Raw genomic sequence first — 24458 nt, 5'->3', positions numbered from 1 at the left:
ACACTGACAAACAAGCATCGGAGGGGCCAGAGGTTCCGTAATTGGGGGGAATAAACCCCTTCGATATATGAAAGTCAATGTCATAAATTGGTGAGCGATTGCGCCTGCTTAATCGTCGGTATTCGGCGTCTTGGTCGCAGAATCAGCGCCGGTGGGGCTTTTGCGTTGGCGCGCCGCGATAACCACGGCAGAGGCGGCCGAGCGATGGGCCGAGGAAAAGAACTCGCGATGGGCCAGAACCAGGACAGTGACCAGCGCGGTTGCAACTGCGAGCCACTCGGACACGAACCAAGCAGCCGTGGCCACCGAGAAGTAATAGGCACGAATGCCGGAATTAAAGTTCTTGGCGCCCAAGGCGTTCATGGCGGCAATCGAGTCGATTTCATCTTCCGTCGTGCGGCGGTCATGATCGAGCGCGCCCAGCATGATGCAATAGTGGTTGAACTGGCGCAGGGAGAGCGTGAAGGAAAAGAAGGCCAGCACGAACATGGTCAGCATGACGATGAGATGAAGCTGAACCTCGGAGACCGTGTAGGCCTCGTCGCGGGCAATGGAGTTGAGCGCTTCCATCACGGAATCGATTTGCCCAAAAACGGCGAAAACCGCGAGGACCAGCAGCACAGACGTCGAGGCCAGAAGACTGACCGAGCCCATGATGTTGCCTGAGAGGATGGCGTCAAACGGGCTTTCGCGCAGGGTGGCATTATACACCCAGCGGCGGCGCTGCATGTTCATGATCACCGAGAGCGAAGGGCGCAGCTTTTCGATCTGGGGGATGATGATGTTGTAGGCAAAGAAGGCCAGCAGCGGAAAAATAGAGGTGAAGAGCGTCGACATGCGCGGACCTGAAAAAGAGTTTGGCATGCTGACTATAGCGCCAGCATGCCAGAGCACTAGAGCCGATTAAATCGGACGAGGCATGTCGCGATGGATGGTCTCGATATCCGCGAGGACTTCGGGTGAGAGCACCAGATCCTTGGCCGAAAGACACTGGGCGAGTTGCTCGGTGGAGGTCGCGCCGATGATGGTCGAAGTGGCGAAGGGACGGGTGGTGCAGAAGGCAATCGCCATGGCAACGGGATCAAGGCCGTGCTGTTGGGCGAGGGCGTGATAGCGTTTGGTCGCGGCCTCTGAGTAGTCGTTCAAGCGCCAAAGGCCCTTTTGATACTCTTTGCGGCTCCCCTTGGGGGTCGCGCCGTCAAAATATTTGCCGGTCAGAACGCCCGCGGCGAGAGGCGAATAGGCCAAGAGCCCAATGTTTTCGTGATGGGTCACTTCCGCCAGGTCATGATCATAATTGCGACGCAGAAGATTGTACTCGTTCTGCACGGTGACGGGGCGGTCGACACCCATCTGATCGGCAAGCTGTGCCCATTTGGTCAGGCCCCAAGCGCTCTCATTGGAGAGCCCCCAGGAGCGGATTTTGCCCGCCGCCAAAGCTGCGTTGATCGCGCCGAGCACGTCTGCCATGTGGTCGAGAGTTTGCTTGGGATCGTGTTTTTCCGGCGCAAACTTCCAATAGTTTTCGAAGTGGTAGTGCGGGCGGCTTGGCCAGTGGATTTGGTAAAGGTCGAGGTAGTCGGTTTGGAGACGCTCAAGGCTGCCCTCGAGTGCTTGGGCAAAACTGATGCTGGAAGGGGCGGAGCCGTCACGAATATGGCGATGGCCTGGGCCGCCGATCTTGCTGGCGAGGACCCAATGCTCGCGGTCGCCATTTTGGGCGAACCAATTACCGATTATCTCTTCGGTTTTAAAACTCGTCGCGGGGCTGGCGGGAACGGCATACATCTCGGCCGTGTCCATAAAAGTGATGCCGGCGTCCTTGGCCATGGCGATCTGGGCATGGCCTTCGGCTTCGGTGTTCTGGCTGCCCCATGTCATTGTGCCGAGGCAAATGTCGGTGACGGTAATGTCAGTATGGCCAAGCTGTTTTAAACGCATATGAAATTCCAAGTCGCTCGAATTGCGCGAAAGCTAAACCAGCTTTGGCCTAGGGAAAAGCGCACAAAGGCGCCTTGGCGTCCATGTTTGTCCACAGACGCGATTAAATCCGTCGTGATTTTGAAATTGGAGGGTTGTGGTCTGCAATTATGCCGCCTATAACCCCCTCACACCGCGCCGCAAGGCACTGTGGTTGACGCGGGATGGAGCAGCCCGGTAGCTCGTCAGGCTCATAACCTGAAGGTCGCAGGTTCAAATCCTGCTCCCGCAACCAAATAAAACCCCAGTTTCTCGAAAGAGAAGCTGGGGTTTTCCCTTTTGGGTTCATGCATTACTTTGGTGCGAAGATAGCCTGTGGGCAACTTTTGGGTGGGGTTGCGGCGGCGCATTTGGTTCCCTATATGAAGCTCACACGACGCCGCAAGGCACAGTGATTGACGCGGGATGGAGCAGCCCGGTAGCTCGTCAGGCTCATAACCTGAAGGTCGCAGGTTCAAATCCTGCTCCCGCAACCAAACAAAACCCCAGTTTCTCGAAAGAGGACTGGGGTTTTCCGTTTTGGCGGGTTGGTTCTGAGTTGCAAGTCGTGGCGGTGCGTTCTGCGGTGTTTTGCCTGATCAAGGATTAGTGTCCACGCGAGTGGGCGTCGCGTCATTGAGCGCAATTGCATGACACTGCGATCTGCTCAATAAGGAGTTGGGGGTCCTTTGAGCTTTGAACCTGACTGCTCAGCGCAGGAAAACTTGAGTAGCTAGCGAATATGCATTTGCCGTCCCGGCGTGTCCTGTTTCAGGCTGCCAAAGTCGCAGCGCTGACGACCGCATTTACAATGTCGATTTCTGTCGCAATTCGCGCCTATATGGGTGTCGAAGCTGACGATGTTACGGTGGCTATTCGGCTGGTCATGCCGTTTGTGACGGCCTTTCCTATCGCGCTGGTGTATTTCAACACTCTCGACGCCTTGGAGCAGTCCTATGGTGCGCTTTTGCGCAAAAGTGCTGAGCTGTCGCGTCAGGCTATGGCTGATCCGATGACGGGTCTGCTCAACCGGCGTGCTTTCATTCCGCAATTTGAGCTCGCCACGGGGCATAATGTGAACGGGGTGTTTTTGGTCGCCGATGTCGACTTGCTCAAGCAGGTGAACGACCAATTCGGGCATGCTGTCGGTGATCATGTGATTATGGCGGTGGCGCAGGCGCTCTCTGCAGTCTTGCCCCAGGAGAGTCTTGTGGCGCGGATCGGTGGCGATGAGTTTTGCGCTTACGTGCCCAATGCCAGTCGCGAACAGGCGCTGCGTTGGCAGGTGGAAATCGACAAGCAGGTCGCGCTGGAGTTCCGCCGCATATCGAAAGTGGATGAGGAGCGTGCGTCAGTGAGCGTGGGCGTCACGCCGACGCGTCAATATCTGGATTTTGCCACTGCACTTATGGAAGCTGATGTTGGTCTATACGGGGCTAAGCGCGAACGCGGTGGCGCGGTGAAGGCGCGTGAAAGCTGATATCTTCTGGCAAATTGGCCACAGGTCTCGATAAAATTCCGCGACGGCGAGGCGGAGAGTTGTTCAAACTCGCGCAAAACCTGCATTTGGAAACGATCTGTTATCCATAGGCAGGGGGGATCTGTAGAATGCGGATTGCCCCTCTAGGCAATGGAAGGTACTTTAACAAGATCCGATTTTTCTGAGTCATTCAGCACTTCGGAAGTGTGCGTTAAAGTGAGGGAGCCTTCCCTCCCAAGCAGGCAATGCCTGGTGAGAAAGGCTGTATCTGTTGAAGCAGGCACGGGGCAAAATCTTAGAGCGGACTGCGCTGGTCTTGCTCGCTGGCATCGCGCTGGCGGGTGTTGCGCCTGTTTATGCTCAGGGATTGGTGCCGACCAATTTCTTCAACAGCCCGGTTGATCCTAATGCGCCAACCGCTGTGGAAGCGCAGCAACTCACCTTCAACAACACGACTAATATTATTGAAGCGCGCGGCGATGTCGTGGTGCGCGCTGATGGTTATGTGCTGACGGGCGATCAACTGGTTTATGATCGTGCCAACGGTGAGATGGATGTTCGTGGCAATGTTTCGCTGACTGACCCTTTTGGGAACGTGTCGCGCAGCCCGACCCTGAAGCTGACCGACAAGTTCAAAAAGGCAGTTCTCGATTCGCTGACCATCACCAATTATGATGGTTCCCAGATTACGGCTGACCACGCCGATTACGACCAGGCACTCAAGACTGTTCTGGATAATGCCAAGTACACGCCTTGCGGTGAGTGTGTGGATGACAAGGGGCGGCGCATTGGCTGGTCCATGCACGCCAATAAGGTCACCAAGGATGAAAGTGATGGCTCGCATGCTTTCGAGCAGCCAAGCCTAGCCGTTCTGGGTATGCCGATTGCTTGGTTGCCCTATTTGTGGCTCCCAAATCTCGATATGGATTGGCTACCGCAGCCAACAGTGACCTTTACCGATAGCCATGGTGTGCGCATTGATGCGCCGTTTAAGGCTTATTCGACCGCCTCTACCGATATTCTTCTCTCGCCCCGCTTAATGAGCCGTCAGGGCTTTATGCTTGGAGCGGAATGGGTCCAGCGTTTTGACAATGGCCGGATTTCGGTCAAGGCAACGGGTCTGCGTCAAGGCGATGACAGTGCCTTTACGTTCGCCGATGCGAAACGCGAATGGCGTGGGGCGCTGCAGACGGCTGGTGAATTTGTACCGGTCGAAAAGTGGGTTGTGGGATTTGCCTATGCGGCGGCCACCGACAACGCGTTTTACAAAGATTATGACGTCGAAGTTCGCCGTGCCAGCATCAACGAAGTTTATGCCACGCATTTGACCGAAGACACCTATGTCGACGCGCGCGTGCAGCAGTTCAACGTGCTCGGCGACAACCTAGAGCAGGAACGGCAGCAACAGGGCATGGCGCTGCCAAATCTACGCCTTGAACGCACGTTTGACCTGCCGCCGGGGGCAGGGCGCGTTGAAGTCGATGGGCGTATGCTCAATATCTACCGTGAGCGTGACTACTCCACGTCGGCCAATGGTGTGCCATATGACTATGGTTATGCGGGGACGCGTTTCCACGGCATGGTCGAGGCCAATTGGCAGAACCAGTATATTTTCGGTGGTGCGGCGGTGACGCCATTCTTGGGCGTGCGCGCTGACGCGGCCAATTATGATGGCAAATCGCCGTCGATCCATGCGCCAGACGAGCAGACATTGTTCGGCCTGACCCCAATTGCCGCCGTGGATGTGCGATATCCACTCGTGTCGTATAACACCGGCGTAACACATCTCGTTGAGCCGATTGCTCAGCTCGTCTATCGCGGCGCTGCGAACAGCCAGCCGGGGATTACCAACGAAGACTCTCAGAGTGTGATGTTTGATGACAGCACACTGTTCTCCTACAATCGCTTCACTGGGATCGATAAACAGGAGCGTGGGCTACGGTTGAACGTCGGCGGGCGCTATATGGCGAGCCTTAATGACGGCAGCTACCTCGAAGTGATCGGTGGCCAGTCCTATCAATTGGCGGGCGAAAATGCTTTCGCAGCTGCCAATCGTCAGCAAGTTGGCGTGGGGACAGGGCTTGAGACTGATGCGTCCTACGGCGTCCTCGGCGTTTATGGGGCACTGGCCAATCAATTGAAATTCGGCGGGAAGGTGCAGGTCGACAATGCGGACCTTTCAATCGCTCGTGCGGGCCTTGGTCTGAGCTACGCTCAAGACGGTTGGAGTGGTGCGCTCAACTATCGTTATGCAGAAGCGACCCCGCTCACTGGCAATATCCGTGACATGCATGAAGTGGGCGCGGAAGTGCGCGTGCCGATCGCCGATTACTGGTCGGTTACCAGTAATGCCTATTGGGATTTGAGTGCCAATAGCTTCTTGCAGGTGGGCGGCGGACTGCAATACGACGACGGCTATGTGCTGATTGGTGGGCAGATTACGCGTACTGGCCCAACTCACTCCACAGCCAACGATATGCGTGCTGTTGCAACTTTCCGTCTGCGGTCGCCCGCTGGGTTCAATCTCGGCTATTCGGGCAATGTGCAGCTGCCGGGTGTGGCGCAGTAAGGAGACCGGAACGATGATGAAGCGATTTCTGACTGTTCTGGCCCCGGTTATGATCAGTGTGGCGCTGAGCGCATGCTCGGGTTTCGCGCCGGTTTATGGCACCAATGCTGCTGGCGGGATGAGCAGCGCGAGCTTCCAGTTCGCTGAGCCGACCAACCGTATGGAACAGATCATCGTCAACCGCCTCAAAGTGGCCTTCCCTGGTCCCGCGAGCGTGAACGATCCAATTTTGAAGGTGTCAGCAGGTCAGGGGGGGCAGCAAAACTCGATGTCCACTGCCTTTGCGATCGCGCGGCCATCGAACCTTGAGGTTGCTGGCTCAGTGACGATTACGCAGGGCGAGACTGTGCTGTTCCAGACCACACGCGTGACGGGTACGGCGTTCCAAAGCGGCAAACTGACGGTGAACGAGCAGGAATCCGCTAAGGGCACGCAGGAATTGGCTGCTGCGAGCACTGCTGACTCGTTACGTGCTGCGATTTTGGCAGGCTACCGACCCGGTCAAATGGTGCCTGTTCGCTAATCGGCAACAGTGCGTGACGGTGTTCGCCCATTGTGAGAACGGACCTTTGCCCGATATTCTGAGCACAGCTCAGGAGTATCGCTATGTCACAGTATCATTTTCGCTCAGCGGATGGGGCGAGCGCTGATGCGCCGCTGATCTTTTTGTTCCATGGGACCGGGGGCGACGAAAACCAGTTCTTTGACTTGGCCGGACAATTGCTTCCGGGCGCACGCCGCGTGGCGCCACGTGGTGATGTCAGTGAACATGGAGCCCTGCGCTATTTCAAGCGCACGGGTGAGGGCGTTTACGACATGGCCGATTTGGCCCTGCGCACGGACGCTATGGCCGCCTTCATACGCGAGCAGATTGGTGCAAACCGCCCGAGCAAAGTGATCGGCCTTGGCTATTCTAACGGCGCCAATATTTTGGCCAATGCGCAATTTAATCACCCTGACCTGTTTGATACCAGTGTGCTCATGCACCCGCTCATCCCGTTTACGCCGGCTCCGGCCGATCTGACCAAGGCCGAGGTGTTGATCACGGCTGGGCGACGCGATCCCATGGCGTCGGCATCGGTGACTGAGGGCTTGGCACAGTATTTTGAGGCCAATGGCGCAGCGACCAAACTTGTCTTCCATGAGGGCGGGCACGAGGTGCGGCAGGAAGAGTTGATCGTTACTCAGCAGTTCTTGGCCTAGGCGAGAGGGTGACGGGCAGGCAAAGCGCGGTTAGGCTTCACCTCACTTATTGAGGAGTAGCTGATGATCCGCTTATTGCCTGCCCTGTCGCTTCTAGTTCTTCCCTCTCTCACCACAGGGCCGACATGGGCGGCGAGCTTTGATTGCAGCAAGGCCAGCACGCCATTCGAAAAGGCGATTTGCGACAATCCAGAAATCAGCGCTGCGGATGAGCGGCTAGCGAAAGCCTATGCTTTCTCCCTAGCGGGGCTGTCGCCCAGTGCCGAAGCGGCGGTGAAAAAGAGCCAGCAGGATTGGCTCTCCTATGCGCAGCGCGCTTGCTCGGGTGACAATGAAACCGTGACCAACGGCACGTTTGATGAGCGCATGGTCTGGTGCCTCAATCAGATTTATTCCTCCCGCCTTCGGGCGCTGGAAATGAGCCGGATTGTAAATGGCCATCGTCTCTATCCGGTGTCGACCTATGCCAGCTACATCGATAGCTACATCGAAGAGGAGCCTGATTTCCGCTGGCCTGTGGGGCAGCATGAATTGACCATTGTTCAGTTTGATAGCGATGCAGAGTTTGTGCCGGGGCTGAACAAAGCTCTTAGGGACTTGGGGGAAGAGCTTTCATCGGTTGGCGAGACGGACCTTGAAGGCGATGATGCGCCAGGTGGCGAAGACGCTACGGTAACGATTGGCCTGCAGCAATTGCACTGGAACGACCGCATCTCGTTTGAGGTGAGTTCGCAATGGTATCCGCATGGTGCCGCCCACGGCGGGTACAGCACAAGCTACCGACATTATTTACCCTCTGAAGGCCGTTTTCTTTCGGCGGATGATGTGTTCGAGGGCAAGAATTGGACGCTCGATTTAGCTAAAATCACGGCCGCAGCGCTCGAGGCGCAGCTGAGTGACATTCTGTTTCCAGAATCCTCAACATCTGAAGGGCTTGAAGACATAGTCGGCGATGTTGAGCGCTGGAATTTGTCCAATGAGCTGGGACTGCAAATTCAGTTCCAGCCCTATGAGGTTGCCGCATATGCCTACGGTGCGCCAAGCGTCTTTCTGCTTTGGGAAGATTTGGCGCCGCTACTGAAAGAAGGCAATCCGATCCACTAAGCGAGAAGATCGGACCACTCTGGGTGGCGCCGGAACTGCGCCACCACATAGGGACAGACAGGGTGGATCTTAAAACCGTGTTCGCGGGCATCGGTGATGGCGGCCTTGACCAGTTGGGCAGCAATGCCCCGGCCTTCATAATCACGCGGGACCCCGGTGTGGTCGATCACCATAGGGCCATCACCGGTCTTGGAGTAAGTCATTTCTGCCTCAGCGCCGGGTGCCAGAAAAATGACGTAGCGGCCACGAGTTGGGCCGGTTTCGCGCTGGATATTGTATTCAGTGTCGGCCATCATCGTCTCCATGATTAGGTATCTAATGTGGGGGCCGGACGCTAAGCGGTAAAGCCCCTGCACAGTATTTAGGGAATTTCGATGAACGAGCTTCTGCATCACATGGTTTCGAGCGGGCCCCGTCCTGTCGCCCCATTTAGTCATGCGGTGGAAACGGATGGCTGGGTTTTTATTACCGGGCAGATGCCGACTGATCCGAACAATCCCGACGCGCCGCTGCCCGAAGGGATTGAGGCGCAGACGCGCCGTGTCGTCGAAAACCTCAAAATTGTTCTTTCTGGGATTGGTCTGGGGCTAGAGCACGTCACTATGGCGCGGATCTATCTCACCGAATTTGAACGGGACTATGCTGGCCTAAATGCTCTCTGGCCGAGCTTTTTCGAAGTAGGCAAGCTGCCTGCACGTACAACTGTGGGCGTAACGGCGCTGGCGGTCGGCGCGTTGGTTGAGATTGATCTTGTCGCCAAGCGTCCTCGTTCTGCATAAATCGCCTTGCGCTCGGGTGTTGCAGGGCCTAACGACTTTAGTCGAATAACCGCTGACATTCGCGAGAGAGTTCATGCCGCAGGACGCAAACGCCATTCGTTCCATTCTGTCGCTGGCACCGGTGGTGCCTGTGATTATTCTTGATGATGTGGCGCAGGCCCGTCCGCTGGCCGAGGCGCTGGTCGCCGGTGGTCTGCCTATATTGGAAGTGACCCTGCGCACGCCAAACGCGCTCAAGGTCATGGAAGAAATGGCCAAGGTGTCAGGCGCGATCGTTGGCTCTGGCACGGTCCGCAATGCCTCGCACATGAAGAGTTCGGTCGACGCAGGTTGCCGCTTCATGGTCTCGCCAGGGGCGTCGCCGCGCCTGCTTGATGCGGCAGAAGACGTGTCCATCCCGCTCCTGCCGGGTATTGGCACCCCGACCGAGGCTATGGCCGCCGCTGAGCGGGGCTATTCCTTCCTTAAATTCTTCCCGGCGGAAGCTCTTGGCGGTGCGCCAGTGCTCAAGGCTTTTGCCTCGCCACTGCCAGACATCACCTTCTGCCCGACCGGTGGCATTGATATCGTCAAGGCCAAGACCTATTTGTCGCTGCCCAACGTCATCTGCGTTGGTGGCAGCTGGATCATGCCTGCGGATGCATTGGCATCGGGCGATTTTGCCAAAATTGAAGCGCTGGCGCGCGAAGCTAGCGCGCTCAAGGGCTAAGGACCTCGTCGCGTGGCCGGATCGGCAAAACCTGTTCCGGACCACGGGCTTGGCCATTTGCGCATTGTTCTCTCGGAAACCGCCTATGTCGGCCCCGGGAGAGCCGATCTCCTCGAAAATATCGAGCTGACGGGCTCAATTGCAGCCGCCGGTAAGGCGATGGGCATGAGCTATAAACGGGCGTGGAGCCTGGTGCAGGACCTCAATGATGGTTTTGGGCAGCCCTTGGTGGTGTCCAACCGCGGTGGCCCTACTCAGGGTGGGGCCACACTTACTCCCTTTGGAAGCGAGGTGTTGGCGGCCTATCGCCGGATGGAAGCCAGTGCGCAGCGCAGTATTGCCCATGAGGTGACGGCGCTGCGCGAGGCCATGGCAAAGCCAACAGCCTGAAAATCCGCTTGCCAGTGGGATGGTGTTCGGTCATCGATATGTTTGAAGAAACATATCGGGGGTGAAATGTTCAAACTGATGGTTGCGGTTGCGGCGCTTTTGGTCGGTGTTTTGCCCTGCGCTGCGGACCAAGTGCATGTGGCCGTTGCTGCCAATTTCACGAAAGTGGCTGAGCAATTGGCCGACGATTTTGCCAAAAATTCGGGCCACGAGGTGATGCTGAGCTTTGGGGCGACCGGACAGCTTTATGCGCAGATTAGCCAAGCGGCTCCGTTTGATGTGTTCCTGTCGGCCGATACTGCACGGGTCGAGAAGGCGATTGCAGAGGGTCATGGCGTGGCGGGCACGGAGTTTGTCTATGCCTTAGGTCGATTGGCACTCTATGCGCCCGGTCTCGAAACGGGTGAAGGGCCGCTTAAAGGCGACTTCCAAAAACTTGCCATTGCCGATCCGAAAGCGGCTCCCTATGGGGCGGCCGCAGTCGAAGCTCTTGAAGCACTGGAATTATACGAGGTTGTGGCGGACCGATTGGTGCAGGGCGAAAACATCACACAAACTTTGCAGTTTGTTGAAACTGGAAGCGCAGAACTCGGGTTCGTTGCCTTGAGCCAAGTGATCGGCAAAGACGATGTTTGGGTGGTGCCGTCCGAGCTCTATAGCCCGATTGCGCAGGGGGCAGTCTTGCTAAGTGGGGCTAAGGATAAGGATGCGGCAGAGGCATTTCTCGCCTATTTGCGCGGGGCGGAAGCGGTGGCAGTGATTGAGGCAGCGGGCTATTCGGTGGAGTAGTTTTTTGTGCTTGCCTTAACCCTGAAGAAAGGCCCCCTTACCCGGCGCTGCGCGCCGACCTCTCCCCGTAGGGGCGAGGTAAAGAAAGCGATGTGCTGAGGCGCAGATATAGAATGGCAAATGAATGGGTGAGCTGATTTCGCCAATCGTTTTAACGCTGACGCTGGCGCTGTGTGTCACGTTGATCTTGCTCGTGGTGTCGACACCTTTGGCGTGGTGGCTGGCGCATGGGAACGGGCGGGGGCGAGAGGTCGTTGGGGCGATTGTGACGCTGCCGCTGGTGTTGCCGCCCACAGTTCTGGGGTTTTATTTGCTATTGGCGCTGGGGCCATATGGACCAGGGGGCGCACTAGCCGGGCTTTGGGGGGCGAGGACTTTAGCCTTTTCATTCCAAGGCCTTGTCATCGGCGCGGCGCTTGGCTCGCTGCCGTTTATGGTGCAGCCGCTGCGCAATAGTTTTGCAGCGATTGAACAAGAGGTGCTTGAGGCGGCGGATACGTTAGGCGCGCGGCGGATGCAGAGGTTCTGGCGGGTGGCAGTGCCCCTGGCCAAGCCGGGCTATGTGGTCGGTGCGATTATGAGCTTTGCTCATACGATTGGTGAATTTGGTGTGGTGCTGATGATCGGGGGCAATATTCCGGGTCAGACCAAGGTTCTTTCCATCGCCCTCTATGATTTCGTTGAGCGATTAGAATGGGATAAAGCCCATATTCTGGCTGGGGGCATGGTCGTGTTCGGCTTTATAGTGGTGATGGCGACCTTGCGTTTTTCTCGTGGTTTTTCCGCCAATTCCTAAGGCCAAACGCGCCGGTGCGGGGCCTGTGCCGACACGAGGCGAGTGCTGAGTTTTGCTTTGTGCGAACAGACATTGACGACTAACATGTTAGTTGCTAGGCGAATGTCTCGGCCGGAGAAATTTTATGACCAAGCTCGATAAACTGCTCACCATTGATGAACTGATGGCGGAAGCGCGCCGTCGTGTGCCTAAGCAGTTTTTCGACTATGCCGACAGCGGTGCTTGGACGGAAAGCACCTATCGCCAGAACACAGAGGATTTCAAAAAGATCTTCCTCAAGCAGAAGGTCGCCGTGAACATGGAGGGCCGCTCGCTGGCCACGACGTTTGGCGGTCAGGCTGCGGCGATGCCGGTGGCACTGGCCCCAACGGGGCTGACCGGCATGCAATGTGCTGACGGCGAGATCAAAGCGGCGCGTGCAGCGGAAAAGTTCGGCGTGCCGTTTACGCTCTCGACCATGAGCATTTGCTCGATTGAAGACGTGGCCGAAAACACTTCTAAGCCGTTCTGGTTTCAGCTCTATATGATGCGCGACCGTGCCTTCATTGAGCGGTTGATTGATCGGGCGAAGGCCGCGAAGTGCTCGAAGTTGGTGTTGACCATGGATCTGCAAATTCTGGGGCAGCGCCACAAGGATTTGCGCAATGGTATGTCGGCTCCGCCAAAGTTCACGCCAAAGTTTATCTTTGAAATGGCCCGCAAGCCGCGTTGGGCCATGCAGATGCTGGGCACCAAGCGCCACTCATTCCGCAATATTGTGGGGCATGTCGAGGGCGGGGGCGACCTTTCAAGCCTGTCGCAATGGACAGCAAGCCAGTTTGATCCGTCGTTGAGCTGGAAGGAAGTGGCTTGGGTGAAAGAGCGCTTTGGCGGCGAGGTGATTGTTAAGGGCGTTTTGGACCCGGAAGACGCCAAGGCGGCGGTGGCGCATGGCGCAGATGGGGTTATCGTCTCCAATCATGGCGGTCGTCAGCTCGATGGTGCGCCAAGCTCGATCCGGGTTTTGCCAGAAATCGTCGATGCAGTGGGCAAAGACACAGAGGTCTATCTCGATAGTGGCATACGCTCTGGGCAAGATGTTCTCAAGGCGATGGCGCTGGGCGCCAAGGGCACTTTCATTGGTCGTGCCTTCCTTTATGGACTTGGGGCCGGCGGTGAGGCCGGGGTGACCCGCGCGCTCGAAATTCTCCGTCGCGAAATGGATATTACCATGGCGCTGTGTGGCGAGCGGGATGTGCGCAATATCGGCGCGCATAATCTCTATTCGGTCGATCTGCCGCCGCGTCGGCTACCCGGCCAGAGCTAAGGTAGGAAGCGTAGCGGCCACCGGGTCGCTACGCAGTTTTCTTTATTCGATGGCAAGATGCCAAACGCCGCCGACGCCGTCGCCGGTGATGTCGCCTGCGGCTTTGTCATCAACCCAGTAATAGAGCGGCGCACCTTTATAGGCCCAGATTTTGGTGCCGTCGGTGCGGTCGACTATGGTGAAATCGCCCTCGGCGGCGTCGCCATCATTGGCGAAAAGCGGTGGCCATTTTTCCACACAGTCATCGTAACAATTGGACACGCCCGAAGTATCCTTATCGAAGGTATAGAGCGTGAGCCCACCCGCGCCAGTCAGCACGGATTTGCCGCCGATATCGACGGATTTGACCGCGCCACCGAGATAGTCCGTGGCGAAGCTGGGAGCGGCGATAAGCGCCAGAATTGAAGCAAGAACGAGAGTTTTAGGCATACGCATAGGTCAGTCCTCCGCGTGAACAGGCTCTCTGCCTGCGGGAGGACAACGTTGATCGTGCGAAAAAGCGTCAAAGAAATTAACAAAAACAGTAAGTTGCTCTCTCTCTCTAAAAAATTACTCGCTGCGCACAAGTCGCTGGACAGAGTTCAAGACTATTGATTTTCTAGTGATTGATATCTGCATGACGGGAAACTCGTCAGCAGAATATTTGCAGGGAGGATATTTATGAAGAGACGTGAGTTTTTCAAATCAGCTTCTGTTGCAACCATCGGCGCTGCAGCAGCGACCACTCTGGCCGCTCCGGCGATTGCTCAGGGCAATATTACTTGGCGCATGACAACCACTTGGCCGAAGAATTTCCCCGGCCTGGGCATTGGTGCGCAGAACGTTGCTGACCGTATTACCAAAGCAACCGGTGGTCGTCTGACCGTGCAAGTATTCTCGGCGGGCGAATTGGTCCCCGGTCTGCAGTCGCTCGATGCGGTGATCGATGGTTCGGCCGAAATGAGCCATGGCACACCATATTATTGGCAGAACAAGAGCCAGGCTCTGAGCTTCTTTACCGGCGTGCCGTTCGGCATGACCAACCGCGAACTGACCGCTTGGGTGCGTTATCTCGGCGGGCAGCAAATCTGGGACAAGGTCTATGATCAGTTCGGTCTCGTCGGCTTTCTCTCGGGCGATACCGGGACCCAAGCCGGTGGCTGGTTCCGCAATGAGCTGACCGGCGTTGCCGATCTGCAGGGGCTGCGCTTCCGCACGCCGGGCCTTGGTGGTCAGGTGTGGGGTAAGCTTGGTGCGTCGGTGACCAATCTTGCCGCCGGCGAAATCTTTGCGGCGCTCCAGTCGGGAACATTGGACGCGGCTGAGTTCGTTGGTCCGTATAACGATCTGGCGCTGGGCTTTTATCAGATCGCCAAGAACTACTACTTCCCAAGCTTCGTCGAGCCGGGCTTGGCCACCGAGGTGGCGGTGGATAAGGCCAAATTCATGGCCCTGCCAGAAGACATTCAGGAAATCGTCAAGGCCTGTATTCAGGCGGCTTATGACGACGTGTCTTCCGACATGTATGCCAACGATCCGCGCGCGCTGCGTGCGCTCGTCGAGGAGCATGGCGTGCAGGTCAAGCGCTTCCCAGAAGAGATCATTGAAGCTGGCGCTAAGGCGTCGATGGAACTGATCGCGGAAATCCGTTCCGGTGGTGATGCACTCACCAAGGAAACAGCGGAAAGCTTTGTTTCGGCGTTCAACTTGCTACGCGAACGTACCGAAGGCACCGACATGCCGTATCTGGCGGCACGCGAAAAATACATCAAGTTCGACGCGTAAGTCGGGCGGATTTTTGACCGGTAGCATCGGGGCTCGTGAGGGCCCCGATGTTTTTTGTCCTGTCGGTTGATCTTGGAAACCACTCTTGCCGCGCAAACACTCCCGGGGGTGGGCAAGTGTTGAGCAGTCAAAGATTTACTTTCATCCCGCAGAGTACAAATATTGAAATTTCGACGTGGATTTTCAGAATGAATAGCGAAGACAATATTCCCTCAGAAATTTTGAATGCGCTGTTGTCGAGCATGTTTGAAATCTCACCTATCGCGATGTCGATCTCGACGAGTAGCGGAAGGGATTCTCAGTATCTGCGCGTCAACGAAGCCTATTTGCGGCTGGTTGGGCGTCAGTGGGCAGACCTTAAGGGTGTGAAGGTGGCCGAGAGTGCGGTGCGCGAGGATGAGGCGCGGATACGGCGGCATCGACGGCTGGCGACTGAGGGTGGCTATGTCGGGGAATATGTCGAAATCCACCGGGCGGACGGGGTAATCGTGCCGACGCTGATTTCGGCCCAGCGCAGCATTATCGATGGTGTGCAATATGACGTCGAGATCATCGTCGATATATCGGCGCGTATGGCCGAGCAAAGGGCACATGAGCAGGCGCTGGCGAAGCTGGCGCGAACTGACGTCATTTCCAAACTGCCCAATCGGCTGGCGTTTGACGAAAAGCTGCGAGAGGCGGTGGAGCGAGGCTGCGACTATGGGCGGCCGACGCTGGCGCTTCTCGACCTTGATGGCTTTAAGGCAATCAACGATCTCCACGGCCATGCGGCGGGCGATGAAGTGTTGCAAACCGTGTCCGACCGGATCGCGCAGACCTTGCGAGCCGAAGACTATGTCTTCCGCATTGGCGGCGATGAATTTGCCATTTTGTTCCGGGTGACACCGCAAGCTGTGTCTGAGGAACGGTTGGAGCAGATTATTGAGGCGGTTTCCGCGCCTATGGCCATCGCGGGTCAATCCATGGAAGTGGGCGTGTCGATGGGCGTGGTTCGGCTAGAAGACAATGAAGAGCTGATGAGCTTCTTCCGCAGGGCGGACAGCCAGATGTATGCGATGAAGAACCAGCGCAAGCCGACGCGGGTGCGGGGATAAAGCTAGGCCTCGTAGACTAGCTTTTGAATGCCGTTGGAATAGGTCTCAGCGCTGAGCAGCTTGAGGTTTTTCTTGGGCTTGTCAGTGGTGCTGAACAGGCGCTTGCCCGCACCCAGTAGGACCGGGAAGACCAGCAAGTGGTAGCGGTCGATAAGGCCAGCATCAGTTAGCGCGCGGGTGAGGGTGGCGCTGCCGTGGATGATCAGCGTGCCGTTAAAATGGGATCTGAGAGTGGCGACGTCCTCGATCGAGCGCAGGATGGTCGTGGCGCCCCAATTATTGACCAGATCGCTCTCATCAAGCGTCGTGGAGACGACAAATTTGGGCAGCGCATTGTAGCGGGGGAACTCTTCCGTCATGCCCGGCCAAATAGGAGCAAAGCTTTGGTAGCTGTGGCGGCCGAGCAGCATCGCATCCGACACGGATTGCTCTTCGCTTTTCATCGCATAGGCGTCTTCGACAAAGTCGATGTCTTGGAAGGTCCAGCCCGAATTGCGGTAGCCAGGTTCGCCGCCGGGGGCTTCTACCACACCATCGAGAGACATGAAGGCGGTCGAAATTATCGTGGCCATGATCGTTGATCGCATTGCTGAACAACGGGAGCATGACGTCATCACGGCGCGAAGTAAACGCAGATTCTGACCGCTGCGTTGGGGCTCAGGCGGCGTCGATGGGGAAGGGGCGCAGAACGAGCCAAGATTTGGGGCGTGACGCGACGATGCAGTCGAAGCGATTGCTTGGTGCCGCCTGCCCAAAATACCAATCCTCGGCGCGATGCCACTGGCGCTCCCATGGCCCAATAGTCCCCTCGCGGGCGATGAGGCGCTTGGTCCGTAGCGGGGGCGACGCCTCGACTAAGAGCGCTAGGTCGATGAGGTCGGAGAGTTCGGGCCGGGCCGAGTAAACGCCTTCGAGAATAATGAGAGGGCGCGGGGAGAGATGCACTGGTGTGGCGGCCAGGGAGCCATCGAAAGCAGCCCGATCAAAGCTGTAGTAGTGGGCGTTTGCGCGGTTTCGCAGTGTCGTTAAGATGCGCCGCTGTGCCCGCCAATCAATGCAATCCTCTGTGAGCTCTTTGGCACTGTCATGGCGCAGCGTGACGCCGCCGCGGTAAAAGTCGTCTCCTGAGATCAGCAGCGCGTTGGTGCGAGTGGCGAGGCCTGTTGCGAGCGTTGATTTGCCAACGCCGCTTCTGCCATCGATGGCCAAAACGAGGGGTTGCGAGTGCGTCTGGGCTCGACCGGTCAGGTGCTTGACCAAATGGTCTAGTGACGTGTCGACCATTCAACCTCCGCGCGGAGATATGGCGGCGTCTAGAGACGCCGCCATTTATGCCAGATCTTAGTTGTACAGCATTTTGGGCAACCAAGTGATCATGTCTGGGAACATGTAGAGGATCACAAGGGCAAGAATCTGGAGGCATGCAAAAGGAATGATGCCTCGGTAGATCGTGCCCGTGGTGACGGACGGCGGGGCTACGCCGCGCAGATAGAAGAGGGCAAAGCCGAAAGGCGGCGTGAGGAAGCTGGTTTGCAGATTCACACCCACCATTACCCCTAGCCAGATAGGATCGACGCCGAGCGTGAGCAGCACGGGGGCGGTGATCGGGATGACGATAAAGATGATTTCGAAGGTGTCCAAGATGAACCCCAAGAGGAACATCACGAGCATCACCACGACAATCGCCCCCATCGTGCCGCCAGGCATGGAAGACAGGAATTCATGAACGAGGTTTTCGCCACCCATCATACGGAACACGATGGAGAACACCGCTGCGCCAAAGAGAATAATGAACACCATAGAGGTGATTGAGGCGGTGGAGATGACAACCTGTTTTAAGACGCCAAAGTCGAGCCGACGACGGATCAACGCTAAGAGCATTGCGCCAACCGATCCAACCGACGCCGCCTCAGTGGGCGTCGCGACGCCAGCGAGAATGGACCCAAGCACGGCAATGATCAGCAGCAGCGGTGGGACGAGTGCCACCACAACTTCACGCATGAGCCCATCTTTTTCGCTCGCTGGAACCGGCGTTGCCGGAGCGGCTTGCGGATTGGTAATGGCAACGAAGATCACATAAAGCGCGTATAGCGCCACTAAGAGTAGGCCGGGGATAATAGCACCGGCAAACAGTGCGCCCACCGATACGGGTTCTGGAGCGAAATTGCCCTTGGACATTTGCACCTGCGCGTTAATGCCCGAGAGCATATCGCCCATGAAGATCAGCACGGTCGATGGTGGAATGATCTGGCCCAAAGTGCCGGAGGCGCAGATGACGCCGGTTGCCAGCTTTGGATCATAACCAGCGCGCGTCATAGCGGGCAGCGAAATCAGGCCCATGGTGACGACGGTGGCGCCGACAACGCCAGTGGACGCAGCGAGCAAGGCCCCAACCAAAATCACCGACAGGGCTAAGCCGCCGCGAAGGTTGCCGAAAAGCTTGCCCATGGTGAGCAGCAATTGCTCGGCAATGCCGGATCTTTCCAGCACCACACCCATGAAGACAAAGAGCGGCACCGCAACGAGGACCTCGTTGGTCATCAAGCCGATATAGCGCCCAGCCAGAGAGCCATAGTTGGAGGGGTCGTAGACGCCAAACCACCAACCTACGAGGCCGAAAATGAGAGCAGTTCCAGCGAGCGAGAACGCTACGGGAAAGCCGAGCATCAGCACGCCGATGACGCCGAGGAACATCGTCCCGGCGAGGATTTCTCCAAGAAGTACGGGATCCATCAGTGGGCTTCCTTCACGTCATCAAGCTTGTAGCGCAGGTTCTCAGGCAGCAGCGCTTCGCTGCCGCGTAAGACGAGAATGGCGCGCGCCGCCATTCCAATGCCTTGCAGGATGACCAGTATGGCGAAGACGATGATGAAGCTTTTGAGAATGAAAAGGCCGGGCATGCCACCGATATTGGCGGAGCCCTCATAATAGCTCCACGAGCGGCGAACAGCTGGCCAACAATACTGGATGACGATCCACATGAAGGGTAGCAGGAAGAAAACCACGCCGAACAGATCACGCCAAGCTTTGCTGCGCAAAGTCGCCGGGCGATAGAAAATATCAACGCGGACGTGATCGTCGCGCAGAAGCGCGAAACCAGCGACACCGGTGAACATGGCGCCAGCGAGCCAGACGTAAAGATCCTGCATCCATAGGATGGAGACATGGAAGAAATAGCGCTGAACTACCACGGTGAAGCAAACCAGCACGCAAGCCAGTGCGAGCCAGGATAAAATCTGGCCTACCAGCCAGTTAATAGAACTGATCAACCGGACCAGTGCGGCCAAAGCCTGCAATTCCGTTCCCCCCTCTAACCATTTTGTCCGCATTTAGTGTGCGGACAATCTCCTCAACTTGATTGAGCATTGATGATTGTGTGTGGTCAACTTGATAAGTGAACGGTTTAGATAAAATCCGTTCCGCATGCGGCATAGTCTTGCCGAGGCGCAACAATTGGTTGAGGGGGCTTGCTTGATGAGGACGCGGATGATTTAGGGGCGGTTCCAGTTTTCTTCCCTAAGGCCTCCCCATGATCCGCCTCGAAAGTATCGGCAAGCAGAACGGCAAGCAGATTGTCTTCATCGAAGCGTCGGCGGCGCTGCAGAAGGGCGAAAAGATCGGTCTCGTCGGTCCCAACGGCGCGGGGAAGACCACGCTCTTCCGGATGATTACCGGCGAAGAAAGCCCTGACGAAGGTCAGGTTTCGGTCGATCGCGGCACCTCGATTGGTTACTTCAATCAGGACGTGGGCGAAATGTCGGGTCGTTCGGCGGTGGCCGAAGTGATGAATGGCGCGGGCCCGGTTAGTGAGCTGATGGCGGAAATGGCGGAGCTGGAAGCGGCTATGGCTGATCCGGACAAAGCCGACGAAATGGACACGATCATCGAGCGTTATGGCGATGTGCAGGGACGCTTCCAAGAACTCGATGGTTATTCGCTCGACGGTCGTGCCCGCGAAGTGCTCGACGGTCTTGGCTTTAGCCAAGAGATGATGGACGGCGATGTGGGTAAGCTCTCGGGCGGTTGGAAGATGCGCGTGGCTCTCGCCCGTATCCTCCTCATGCGCCCAGACGTGCTGCTCCTCGACGAACCGAGCAACCACTTGGACCTTGAAAGCCTGATTTGGCTCGAAACTTTCCTCAAGGGGTATGCTGGCGCGCTACTCATGACATCGCACGACCGCGAGTTCATGAACCGCATCGTCAACAAGATCCTCGAGATCGACGCGGGTACTCTGACCACCTACACAGGTGATTACGAATTTTACCAAAGCCAGCGCGAGATCGCCAACCGCAATCAGCAGGCGCAGTTTGAGCGTCAGCAGGCGATGCTGGCCAAGGAAATCGCTTTTATCGATCGTTTTAAGGCCCGTGCGAGCCACGCCGCGCAGGTGCAGAGCCGCGTGAAAAAACTCGATAAGATTGACCGCGTCGAGCCGCCAAAGCGTCAGCAGGTTGTCGCCTTCGAGTTCCGTCCTGCGCCACGTTCGGGCGAAGACATTGTGCTCGTGAAGGGCGTGAACAAAGCCTATGGCTCTAAGGTAATTTACGAGAACCTCGACTTCCATGTGCGCCGCAAGGAACGCTGGTGCATTTTGGGCGTCAATGGCGCTGGTAAGTCGACCCTACTCAAGCTGGTTGCAGGTGCGACCGAGCCTGATGCGGGCACGGTGGGTCGTGGGCCAAGCACTAAGATGGGCTATTTCGCCCAGCATGCGATGGATTCCATCGATGGCGACAGCACGATTTTCCAGACGTTGGAGTATCATTTCCCGCAGGCTGGTCAGGCTCCACTGCGCGCGCTGGCCGGTTGCTTTGGCTTCTCGGGCGACGACATAGAAAAGAAGTGTCGGGTGCTGTCGGGTGGCGAGAAGGCGCGTCTGGCTATGGCGCTGATCCTGTTTGATCCACCAAACTTCCTCGTGCTCGACGAACCGACCAACCATTTGGATATTCAGACCAAGCAAATGCTGATTGAGGCGCTGTCGAATTTTGAAGGCACGATGCTGTTCGTCAGCCACGATCGCCACTTCCTCGCCGCGCTGTCGAACCGCGTTTTGGAGCTGACGCCAGAAGGCGTGCACACCTATGGCGGTGGCTATACCGAATATGTGACGGCGACTGGTCAGGAAGCGCCTGGTCTGCGCAGCTAATTCAGCGTCGCCCTTACTGGTGAGGCAAGAGACAAAGTGGTATCTCCCGAAACGAGACTGTGTTTTGGGAGATATGCATGTTCGTTGTGGGTGGAGAGAGCCTCGTAGACCTGGTGCCGGTGTCAAACGCGCCGGATGCAGACCGGCAGGCTCTACCCGGTGGGTCACCAATGAACTGTGCGATTGCTATCGCCAAGCTGGGCAATAAGTCCGGCTTCATGTGCCCCATCAGCCAAGATGAATATGGCGACATGCTGCTCAAGCCTTTGGCGGCGGCGGGGGTGGAGGTTTTGGTCAAGGAGCGCGTTGCTGCACCGACGACCAAGGCGATTGTTTCCTTCAATGAAAAGATGCAGGCCTCATATGTGTTTGAGCGTGGGGCAGATCGGGCCTTTACGCGCGACAGTCTGCTGAAGGCGCTCCCCAGCACGCTTGAGCTGTTCCAGATCGGTGGGTTCTGCCCCATTTTGGCCGAAGACGCTGTGGTTTGGGACGAGGTGGTGAAGTCGGCAATCGGTCGAGGCGCAACCATTTCTATCGACATCAATGTGCGTGAAAAGCTGGTCGATGATGAGGCCGGCTACCGCCAGCGCCTGTCGCGTTTCCTCGATCTGGCGCACATTATCAAGCTTTCCGAAGAGGACCATGATTGGCTCTCGCCGGGGCTCTCCATCGAAGAGCATGCAAAGGAACTGCTCTCGCGCCCCAATAGCGAACTGGTGGTGGTGACGCTGGGCGAGGGGGGCTCAATTGCTTTCTCCCATGCTGGTCATGCGAAAGCACCGATTTATTCGCCGCCGGTTTTTGGGGACACGGTTGGGGCAGGGGATAGTTTGATGGCAGGCATTCTGACCTGGCTCTACGAAGCCGACGTGCTCAAGGCGCATAGTCTGCTGTCGCTCAACGATGAGCAGCTGGAAGACATGCTGGAATTCGGTGCGGTAGTTGCTGGGATCAATTGCGGTCGTACGGGCTGCCAGCCGCCGACCCGTTCCGAAGTTGAGCAGGTAATGTCGGAACTTTAGGTCTTGGGGGCTCGCTGATGGGCCCCTTCACCTAACCTCTCCGTAAAAGGAAGGTTGAAAAGCGCATTGAAAAGAAAAGGGCCCGATGGGGCCCTTTATAATTTGCCATGTCAGCTTTGGCCTTAGGCGGTGTAAGCTTTGACGTTCTGGCGTTGCTCGCCAAGACCGTCGATGCCCAAATGCATGACATTGCCCGGCTTGAGCCAAACGGGCTCTGGCTTGATGCCCATGCCGACGCCTGGAGGGGTACCGGTGGAAATGACGTCGCCTGGCTGTAGGCTCATGAACTGGCTGACGTAGGAGACAATGGTCTTGACGTCGAAGATCATGGTCTTGGTGGAGCCGTTCTGGTAGCGCTTGCCGTCAACCTCGAGCCACATTCCAAGGTTCTGCGGATCTGCGACTTCGTCCTTGGTGACGACCCATGGGCCAATCGGGCCGAAGGTGTCGGAGCCTTTGCCCTTATCCCAAGTGCCGCCGCGTTCGGTCTGGAAGTGGCGCTCGGACACGTCATTGATCAGGCAATAGCCTGCAACGTGATCCATCGCGTCTTCAAGCTCGACATAGCGCGCTTCAGTGCCGATGACGATGCCGAGTTCGACTTCCCAATCCGGCTTGATCGAATTCTTTGGAATGATGACGTCGTCATTGGGGCCGATGATGGCGCTGGTGGCCTTCATGAAGATGATCGGCTCAGCTGGGATCGGTGCGCCCGTTTCAGCGGCGTGATCGGCGTAGTTGAGGCCAATGCAGATGAACTTACCAACGCGCCCGACGCAGGGGCCGATGCGTTCACTCGCCGAAAGCGTCGGCAGCGCAGCGAGGTCGGCCTTTTCAATCTTGGCCAGACCGGCAGGCGTGAGAACATCACCGGCGATGTCATCGACGACAGAGGATAGATCACGGATCGACCCGTCAGATGCGAGGATCGCTGGCTTTTCGGCGCCCTTAGCACCTACGCGCAGAAGTTTCATATGAGGTCTCCCTTGAACTTGGCTCTGTCTTACAAACTAACATGTTAGCGTGTCGAGGCCGCTAGACGGAAAATCCGTTCGGTTCGACTTAAGACTGACGGATCACGCCTTTCTTGAGAAGGATGTTGCCATAGAGCCGGCCCTCGCCGGTCTGCACCACGGCGGACGCGCCACGCGCACGGTCATAGAAGGCGAAGCGTTCAATGGTCGAGAATTTTGCGGCGGGTTCGTGCTTGGCGATGATCTGTTCGAATTCGCCAAAAATCGGGGGCTTGGCGTTCGGATCGCCGACGACAGCCATGGCGATAGCGGCATGATCGACAAAATCATCGAGCGGAAGCAGCGCCAGCACGGCGTTTAGGACATCGGTGGCGGAGCTGCCATCGGCGCGGATCACTTCGGGACCCAGATATTCTGCCGGGAAATTGGCGTCGACAATGGCGATCTCATCGCCGTGGCCCATGGCGCGCAAGGCGTAAAGCAGGTCTGGGCTGAGAATGGCCGGAATATTCTTGAGCAATGTTTCCTCCCTGAAACAAAGGTTTAGCCGAAGGGGAAATCGTCCTTATTGGCGGTAAATTCGGCGCCGTCGGCGAACATGAGTGGATGCTCTGTGGCGAAAGCGAAAAGTTCGATCATCACAGCATCAATGTGAGCGCGAATGGCGGTGATGGCCTGGCGTTCGTTATTGGCGAGAATGCCGTCGAAAATGGCCTGATGTTCGGCAATGGTGTCGTTGAGGCGCCGCGGGGTGATGATCAGGCGGCGCGCGCGGTCAAGATTGGCGCGCGTCTTATCGATCACCGACTTCACCTTATTAAGGCGCATCGAGGTGAAGATGATGTCGTGAAATTCAACGTCGATCTGATGGAAAGCTTCTTCGTCGTCGCGCTGCGCTGCATCGCGCTGGGCCGCCATGTTGGCATGGAGCGCGGCGATAACGCTCGCGTCGTGCTTGCCGATGAGAACGCGCAACGCTTCGCTCTCAATGCCTTTGCGGATCAGCATATATTCGCGCACATCGGCAATGCGAATGAGGGAGACGGTGGAGCCGCGCTGAGGGGCGATATCCACCAAACCTTCTTCGGCAAGGCGGGCTATGGCCTCACTAACGGGGAACCGCGAGACACCGAGTTGGGCGCAAATGGCGTTCTTGTCGAGCATGACGCCGGGTTCGAGTTCGAGCGTGACAATTCCCTGACGCAGAGCGTTCGTCACATCTACGGTGACAGTGCCGCGGGCTAGAGACCCGGGAGCGCCAAGAAAATCATACATACCAGTTTGCGTCCTCATGCTAACATGTTAGTTAGGGTTCGAGTGTTTGACAATGCGCTGCCGTGCTTAGAGTTCCAATGCCTATGGCAC

Annotated in this window: 26 protein-coding genes and 2 tRNA genes; 17 read left to right on the top strand and 11 right to left on the bottom strand. The window is 57.0% G+C overall.

Annotated features, from left to right (window positions below):
* Nucleotides 1-108: 108 nt before the first annotated feature.
* Both HKD40_RS16210 and HKD40_RS16205 read right to left on the bottom strand, forming a co-directional pair.
* Nucleotides 109-837 carry a DUF599 domain-containing protein gene (locus tag HKD40_RS16210; protein ID WP_169196822.1) on the bottom strand — a complete coding sequence of 243 codons (729 nt, stop codon included), beginning with the start codon at nucleotides 835-837 and terminating at the stop codon, nucleotides 109-111.
* Between the two features lie 66 nt (nucleotides 838-903).
* Nucleotides 904-1941, bottom strand: coding sequence for an aldo/keto reductase (locus tag HKD40_RS16205; protein WP_169196821.1), 1038 nt, complete (start codon nucleotides 1939-1941; stop codon nucleotides 904-906).
* Nucleotides 1942-2138: 197 nt separating this feature from the next.
* Here HKD40_RS16205 and HKD40_RS16200 point away from each other — a divergent pair.
* The 7 genes from HKD40_RS16200 (at nucleotide 2139) to HKD40_RS16170 (ending at nucleotide 8315) form a co-directional block, all read left to right on the top strand.
* Nucleotides 2139-2215, top strand: a tRNA-Met gene (locus HKD40_RS16200).
* A 164-nt stretch (nucleotides 2216-2379) separates the two neighbouring features.
* Nucleotides 2380-2456, top strand: a tRNA-Met gene (locus HKD40_RS16195).
* 314 nt (nucleotides 2457-2770) lie between these two features.
* Entirely contained in the window at nucleotides 2771-3439 is a 669-nt protein-coding gene (locus tag HKD40_RS16190; protein ID WP_169196820.1) for a GGDEF domain-containing protein, read from the top strand.
* A 271-nt stretch (nucleotides 3440-3710) separates the two neighbouring features.
* Nucleotides 3711-6008: an LPS assembly protein LptD gene (gene lptD / locus HKD40_RS16185; protein WP_169196819.1), complete on the top strand. Its 2298-nt coding sequence runs from the start codon at nucleotides 3711-3713 to the stop codon at nucleotides 6006-6008.
* 13 nt (nucleotides 6009-6021) lie between these two features.
* Nucleotides 6022-6531: a hypothetical protein gene (locus HKD40_RS16180; RefSeq protein WP_169196818.1), complete on the top strand. Its 510-nt coding sequence runs from the start codon at nucleotides 6022-6024 to the stop codon at nucleotides 6529-6531.
* An 83-nt stretch (nucleotides 6532-6614) separates the two neighbouring features.
* On the top strand, nucleotides 6615-7211 hold the full coding sequence (locus tag HKD40_RS16175) for an alpha/beta hydrolase (RefSeq protein WP_169196817.1): 597 nt from the start codon (nucleotides 6615-6617) through the stop codon (nucleotides 7209-7211).
* A gap of 63 nt (nucleotides 7212-7274) precedes the next feature.
* The gene (locus HKD40_RS16170) at nucleotides 7275-8315 is read left to right on the top strand and encodes a DUF3298 domain-containing protein (protein WP_169196816.1); all 1041 of its coding nucleotides are present in this window, start codon (nucleotides 7275-7277) and stop codon (nucleotides 8313-8315) included.
* Here HKD40_RS16170 and HKD40_RS16165 read toward each other — a convergent pair.
* The gene (locus HKD40_RS16165) at nucleotides 8312-8608 is read right to left on the bottom strand and encodes a GNAT family N-acetyltransferase (protein ID WP_169196815.1); all 297 of its coding nucleotides are present in this window, start codon (nucleotides 8606-8608) and stop codon (nucleotides 8312-8314) included. The two genes, HKD40_RS16170 and HKD40_RS16165, sit on opposite strands and share 4 nt — an antisense overlap.
* A gap of 102 nt (nucleotides 8609-8710) precedes the next feature.
* Between HKD40_RS16165 and HKD40_RS16160 the strand changes: the two genes are divergently transcribed.
* The 6 genes from HKD40_RS16160 to HKD40_RS16135 all read left to right on the top strand — a co-directional run bounded on the left by HKD40_RS16160 (nucleotide 8711) and on the right by HKD40_RS16135 (nucleotide 13084).
* Nucleotides 8711-9094, top strand: a complete 384-nt coding sequence (locus HKD40_RS16160) for a RidA family protein (protein WP_169196831.1) — start codon at nucleotides 8711-8713, stop codon at nucleotides 9092-9094.
* Between the two features lie 73 nt (nucleotides 9095-9167).
* The gene (eda, locus tag HKD40_RS16155; RefSeq protein WP_169196814.1) at nucleotides 9168-9803 is read left to right on the top strand and encodes a bifunctional 4-hydroxy-2-oxoglutarate aldolase/2-dehydro-3-deoxy-phosphogluconate aldolase; all 636 of its coding nucleotides are present in this window, start codon (nucleotides 9168-9170) and stop codon (nucleotides 9801-9803) included.
* Between the two features lie 12 nt (nucleotides 9804-9815).
* Entirely contained in the window at nucleotides 9816-10193 is a 378-nt protein-coding gene (locus HKD40_RS16150; protein WP_169196813.1) for a winged helix-turn-helix domain-containing protein, read from the top strand.
* A gap of 66 nt (nucleotides 10194-10259) precedes the next feature.
* Complete coding sequence (gene modA / locus HKD40_RS16145) at nucleotides 10260-10982, top strand: molybdate ABC transporter substrate-binding protein (protein WP_169196812.1); 723 nt, start codon at nucleotides 10260-10262, stop codon at nucleotides 10980-10982.
* A 124-nt stretch (nucleotides 10983-11106) separates the two neighbouring features.
* The gene (gene modB, locus HKD40_RS16140; RefSeq protein ID WP_169196811.1) at nucleotides 11107-11778 is read left to right on the top strand and encodes a molybdate ABC transporter permease subunit; all 672 of its coding nucleotides are present in this window, start codon (nucleotides 11107-11109) and stop codon (nucleotides 11776-11778) included.
* Nucleotides 11779-11902: 124 nt separating this feature from the next.
* Nucleotides 11903-13084 (top strand): alpha-hydroxy acid oxidase, encoded by a 1182-nt coding sequence (locus HKD40_RS16135; RefSeq protein ID WP_169196810.1) that lies wholly within the window; start codon nucleotides 11903-11905, stop codon nucleotides 13082-13084.
* A gap of 42 nt (nucleotides 13085-13126) precedes the next feature.
* Here the strand turns inward: HKD40_RS16135 and HKD40_RS16130 are convergent, their stop codons facing one another.
* On the bottom strand, nucleotides 13127-13519 hold the full coding sequence (locus HKD40_RS16130) for a hypothetical protein (RefSeq protein WP_169196809.1): 393 nt from the start codon (nucleotides 13517-13519) through the stop codon (nucleotides 13127-13129).
* A 225-nt stretch (nucleotides 13520-13744) separates the two neighbouring features.
* On the opposite strand from HKD40_RS16130, the gene HKD40_RS16125 reads away from it, so the two are divergent.
* Together HKD40_RS16125 and HKD40_RS16120 are read left to right on the top strand one after the other, a co-directional pair.
* Nucleotides 13745-14848, top strand: a complete 1104-nt coding sequence (locus tag HKD40_RS16125) for a TRAP transporter substrate-binding protein (protein WP_169196808.1) — start codon at nucleotides 13745-13747, stop codon at nucleotides 14846-14848.
* A 188-nt stretch (nucleotides 14849-15036) separates the two neighbouring features.
* Nucleotides 15037-15942 carry a sensor domain-containing diguanylate cyclase gene (locus tag HKD40_RS16120; RefSeq protein ID WP_169196807.1) on the top strand — a complete coding sequence of 302 codons (906 nt, stop codon included), beginning with the start codon at nucleotides 15037-15039 and terminating at the stop codon, nucleotides 15940-15942.
* A gap of 2 nt (nucleotides 15943-15944) precedes the next feature.
* On the opposite strand, the gene HKD40_RS16115 is transcribed toward HKD40_RS16120, so the two are convergent.
* The 4 genes from HKD40_RS16115 to HKD40_RS16100 form a co-directional block, all read right to left on the bottom strand.
* Nucleotides 15945-16514, bottom strand: a complete 570-nt coding sequence (locus HKD40_RS16115; protein ID WP_169196806.1) for a dihydrofolate reductase family protein — start codon at nucleotides 16512-16514, stop codon at nucleotides 15945-15947.
* Between the two features lie 85 nt (nucleotides 16515-16599).
* Nucleotides 16600-17226 (bottom strand): (d)CMP kinase, encoded by a 627-nt coding sequence (locus tag HKD40_RS16110; protein ID WP_169196805.1) that lies wholly within the window; start codon nucleotides 17224-17226, stop codon nucleotides 16600-16602.
* Nucleotides 17227-17283: 57 nt separating this feature from the next.
* The gene (locus HKD40_RS16105; protein WP_169196804.1) at nucleotides 17284-18675 is read right to left on the bottom strand and encodes a TRAP transporter large permease subunit; all 1392 of its coding nucleotides are present in this window, start codon (nucleotides 18673-18675) and stop codon (nucleotides 17284-17286) included.
* A complete protein-coding gene (locus tag HKD40_RS16100) occupies nucleotides 18675-19211 on the bottom strand; it encodes a TRAP transporter small permease subunit (RefSeq protein WP_248306107.1) in 537 nt (178 codons plus the stop codon). Before HKD40_RS16100 ends, HKD40_RS16105 begins: the two co-directional genes overlap by 1 nt.
* A gap of 260 nt (nucleotides 19212-19471) precedes the next feature.
* On the opposite strand from HKD40_RS16100, the gene HKD40_RS16095 reads away from it, so the two are divergent.
* Entirely contained in the window at nucleotides 19472-21094 is a 1623-nt protein-coding gene (locus HKD40_RS16095) for an ABC-F family ATP-binding cassette domain-containing protein (RefSeq protein WP_169196802.1), read from the top strand.
* A 77-nt stretch (nucleotides 21095-21171) separates the two neighbouring features.
* The gene (locus HKD40_RS16090) at nucleotides 21172-22119 is read left to right on the top strand and encodes a carbohydrate kinase (protein WP_169196801.1); all 948 of its coding nucleotides are present in this window, start codon (nucleotides 21172-21174) and stop codon (nucleotides 22117-22119) included.
* A gap of 122 nt (nucleotides 22120-22241) precedes the next feature.
* Here the strand turns inward: HKD40_RS16090 and HKD40_RS16085 are convergent, their stop codons facing one another.
* The 3 genes from HKD40_RS16085 to HKD40_RS16075 form a co-directional block, all read right to left on the bottom strand.
* Complete coding sequence (locus HKD40_RS16085; protein ID WP_169196800.1) at nucleotides 22242-23093, bottom strand: fumarylacetoacetate hydrolase family protein; 852 nt, start codon at nucleotides 23091-23093, stop codon at nucleotides 22242-22244.
* Nucleotides 23094-23181: 88 nt separating this feature from the next.
* Complete coding sequence (locus HKD40_RS16080) at nucleotides 23182-23613, bottom strand: RbsD/FucU domain-containing protein (protein WP_169196799.1); 432 nt, start codon at nucleotides 23611-23613, stop codon at nucleotides 23182-23184.
* 23 nt (nucleotides 23614-23636) lie between these two features.
* Entirely contained in the window at nucleotides 23637-24368 is a 732-nt protein-coding gene (locus HKD40_RS16075) for a GntR family transcriptional regulator (protein ID WP_169196798.1), read from the bottom strand.
* Between the last annotated feature and the right edge of the window lie 90 nt (nucleotides 24369-24458).

This window comes from Devosia sp. MC1541, assembly GCF_012847305.1.
GTDB lineage: Bacteria > Pseudomonadota > Alphaproteobacteria > Rhizobiales > Devosiaceae > Devosia.
This window is presented reverse-complemented; position numbering and strand designations above follow the sequence as displayed.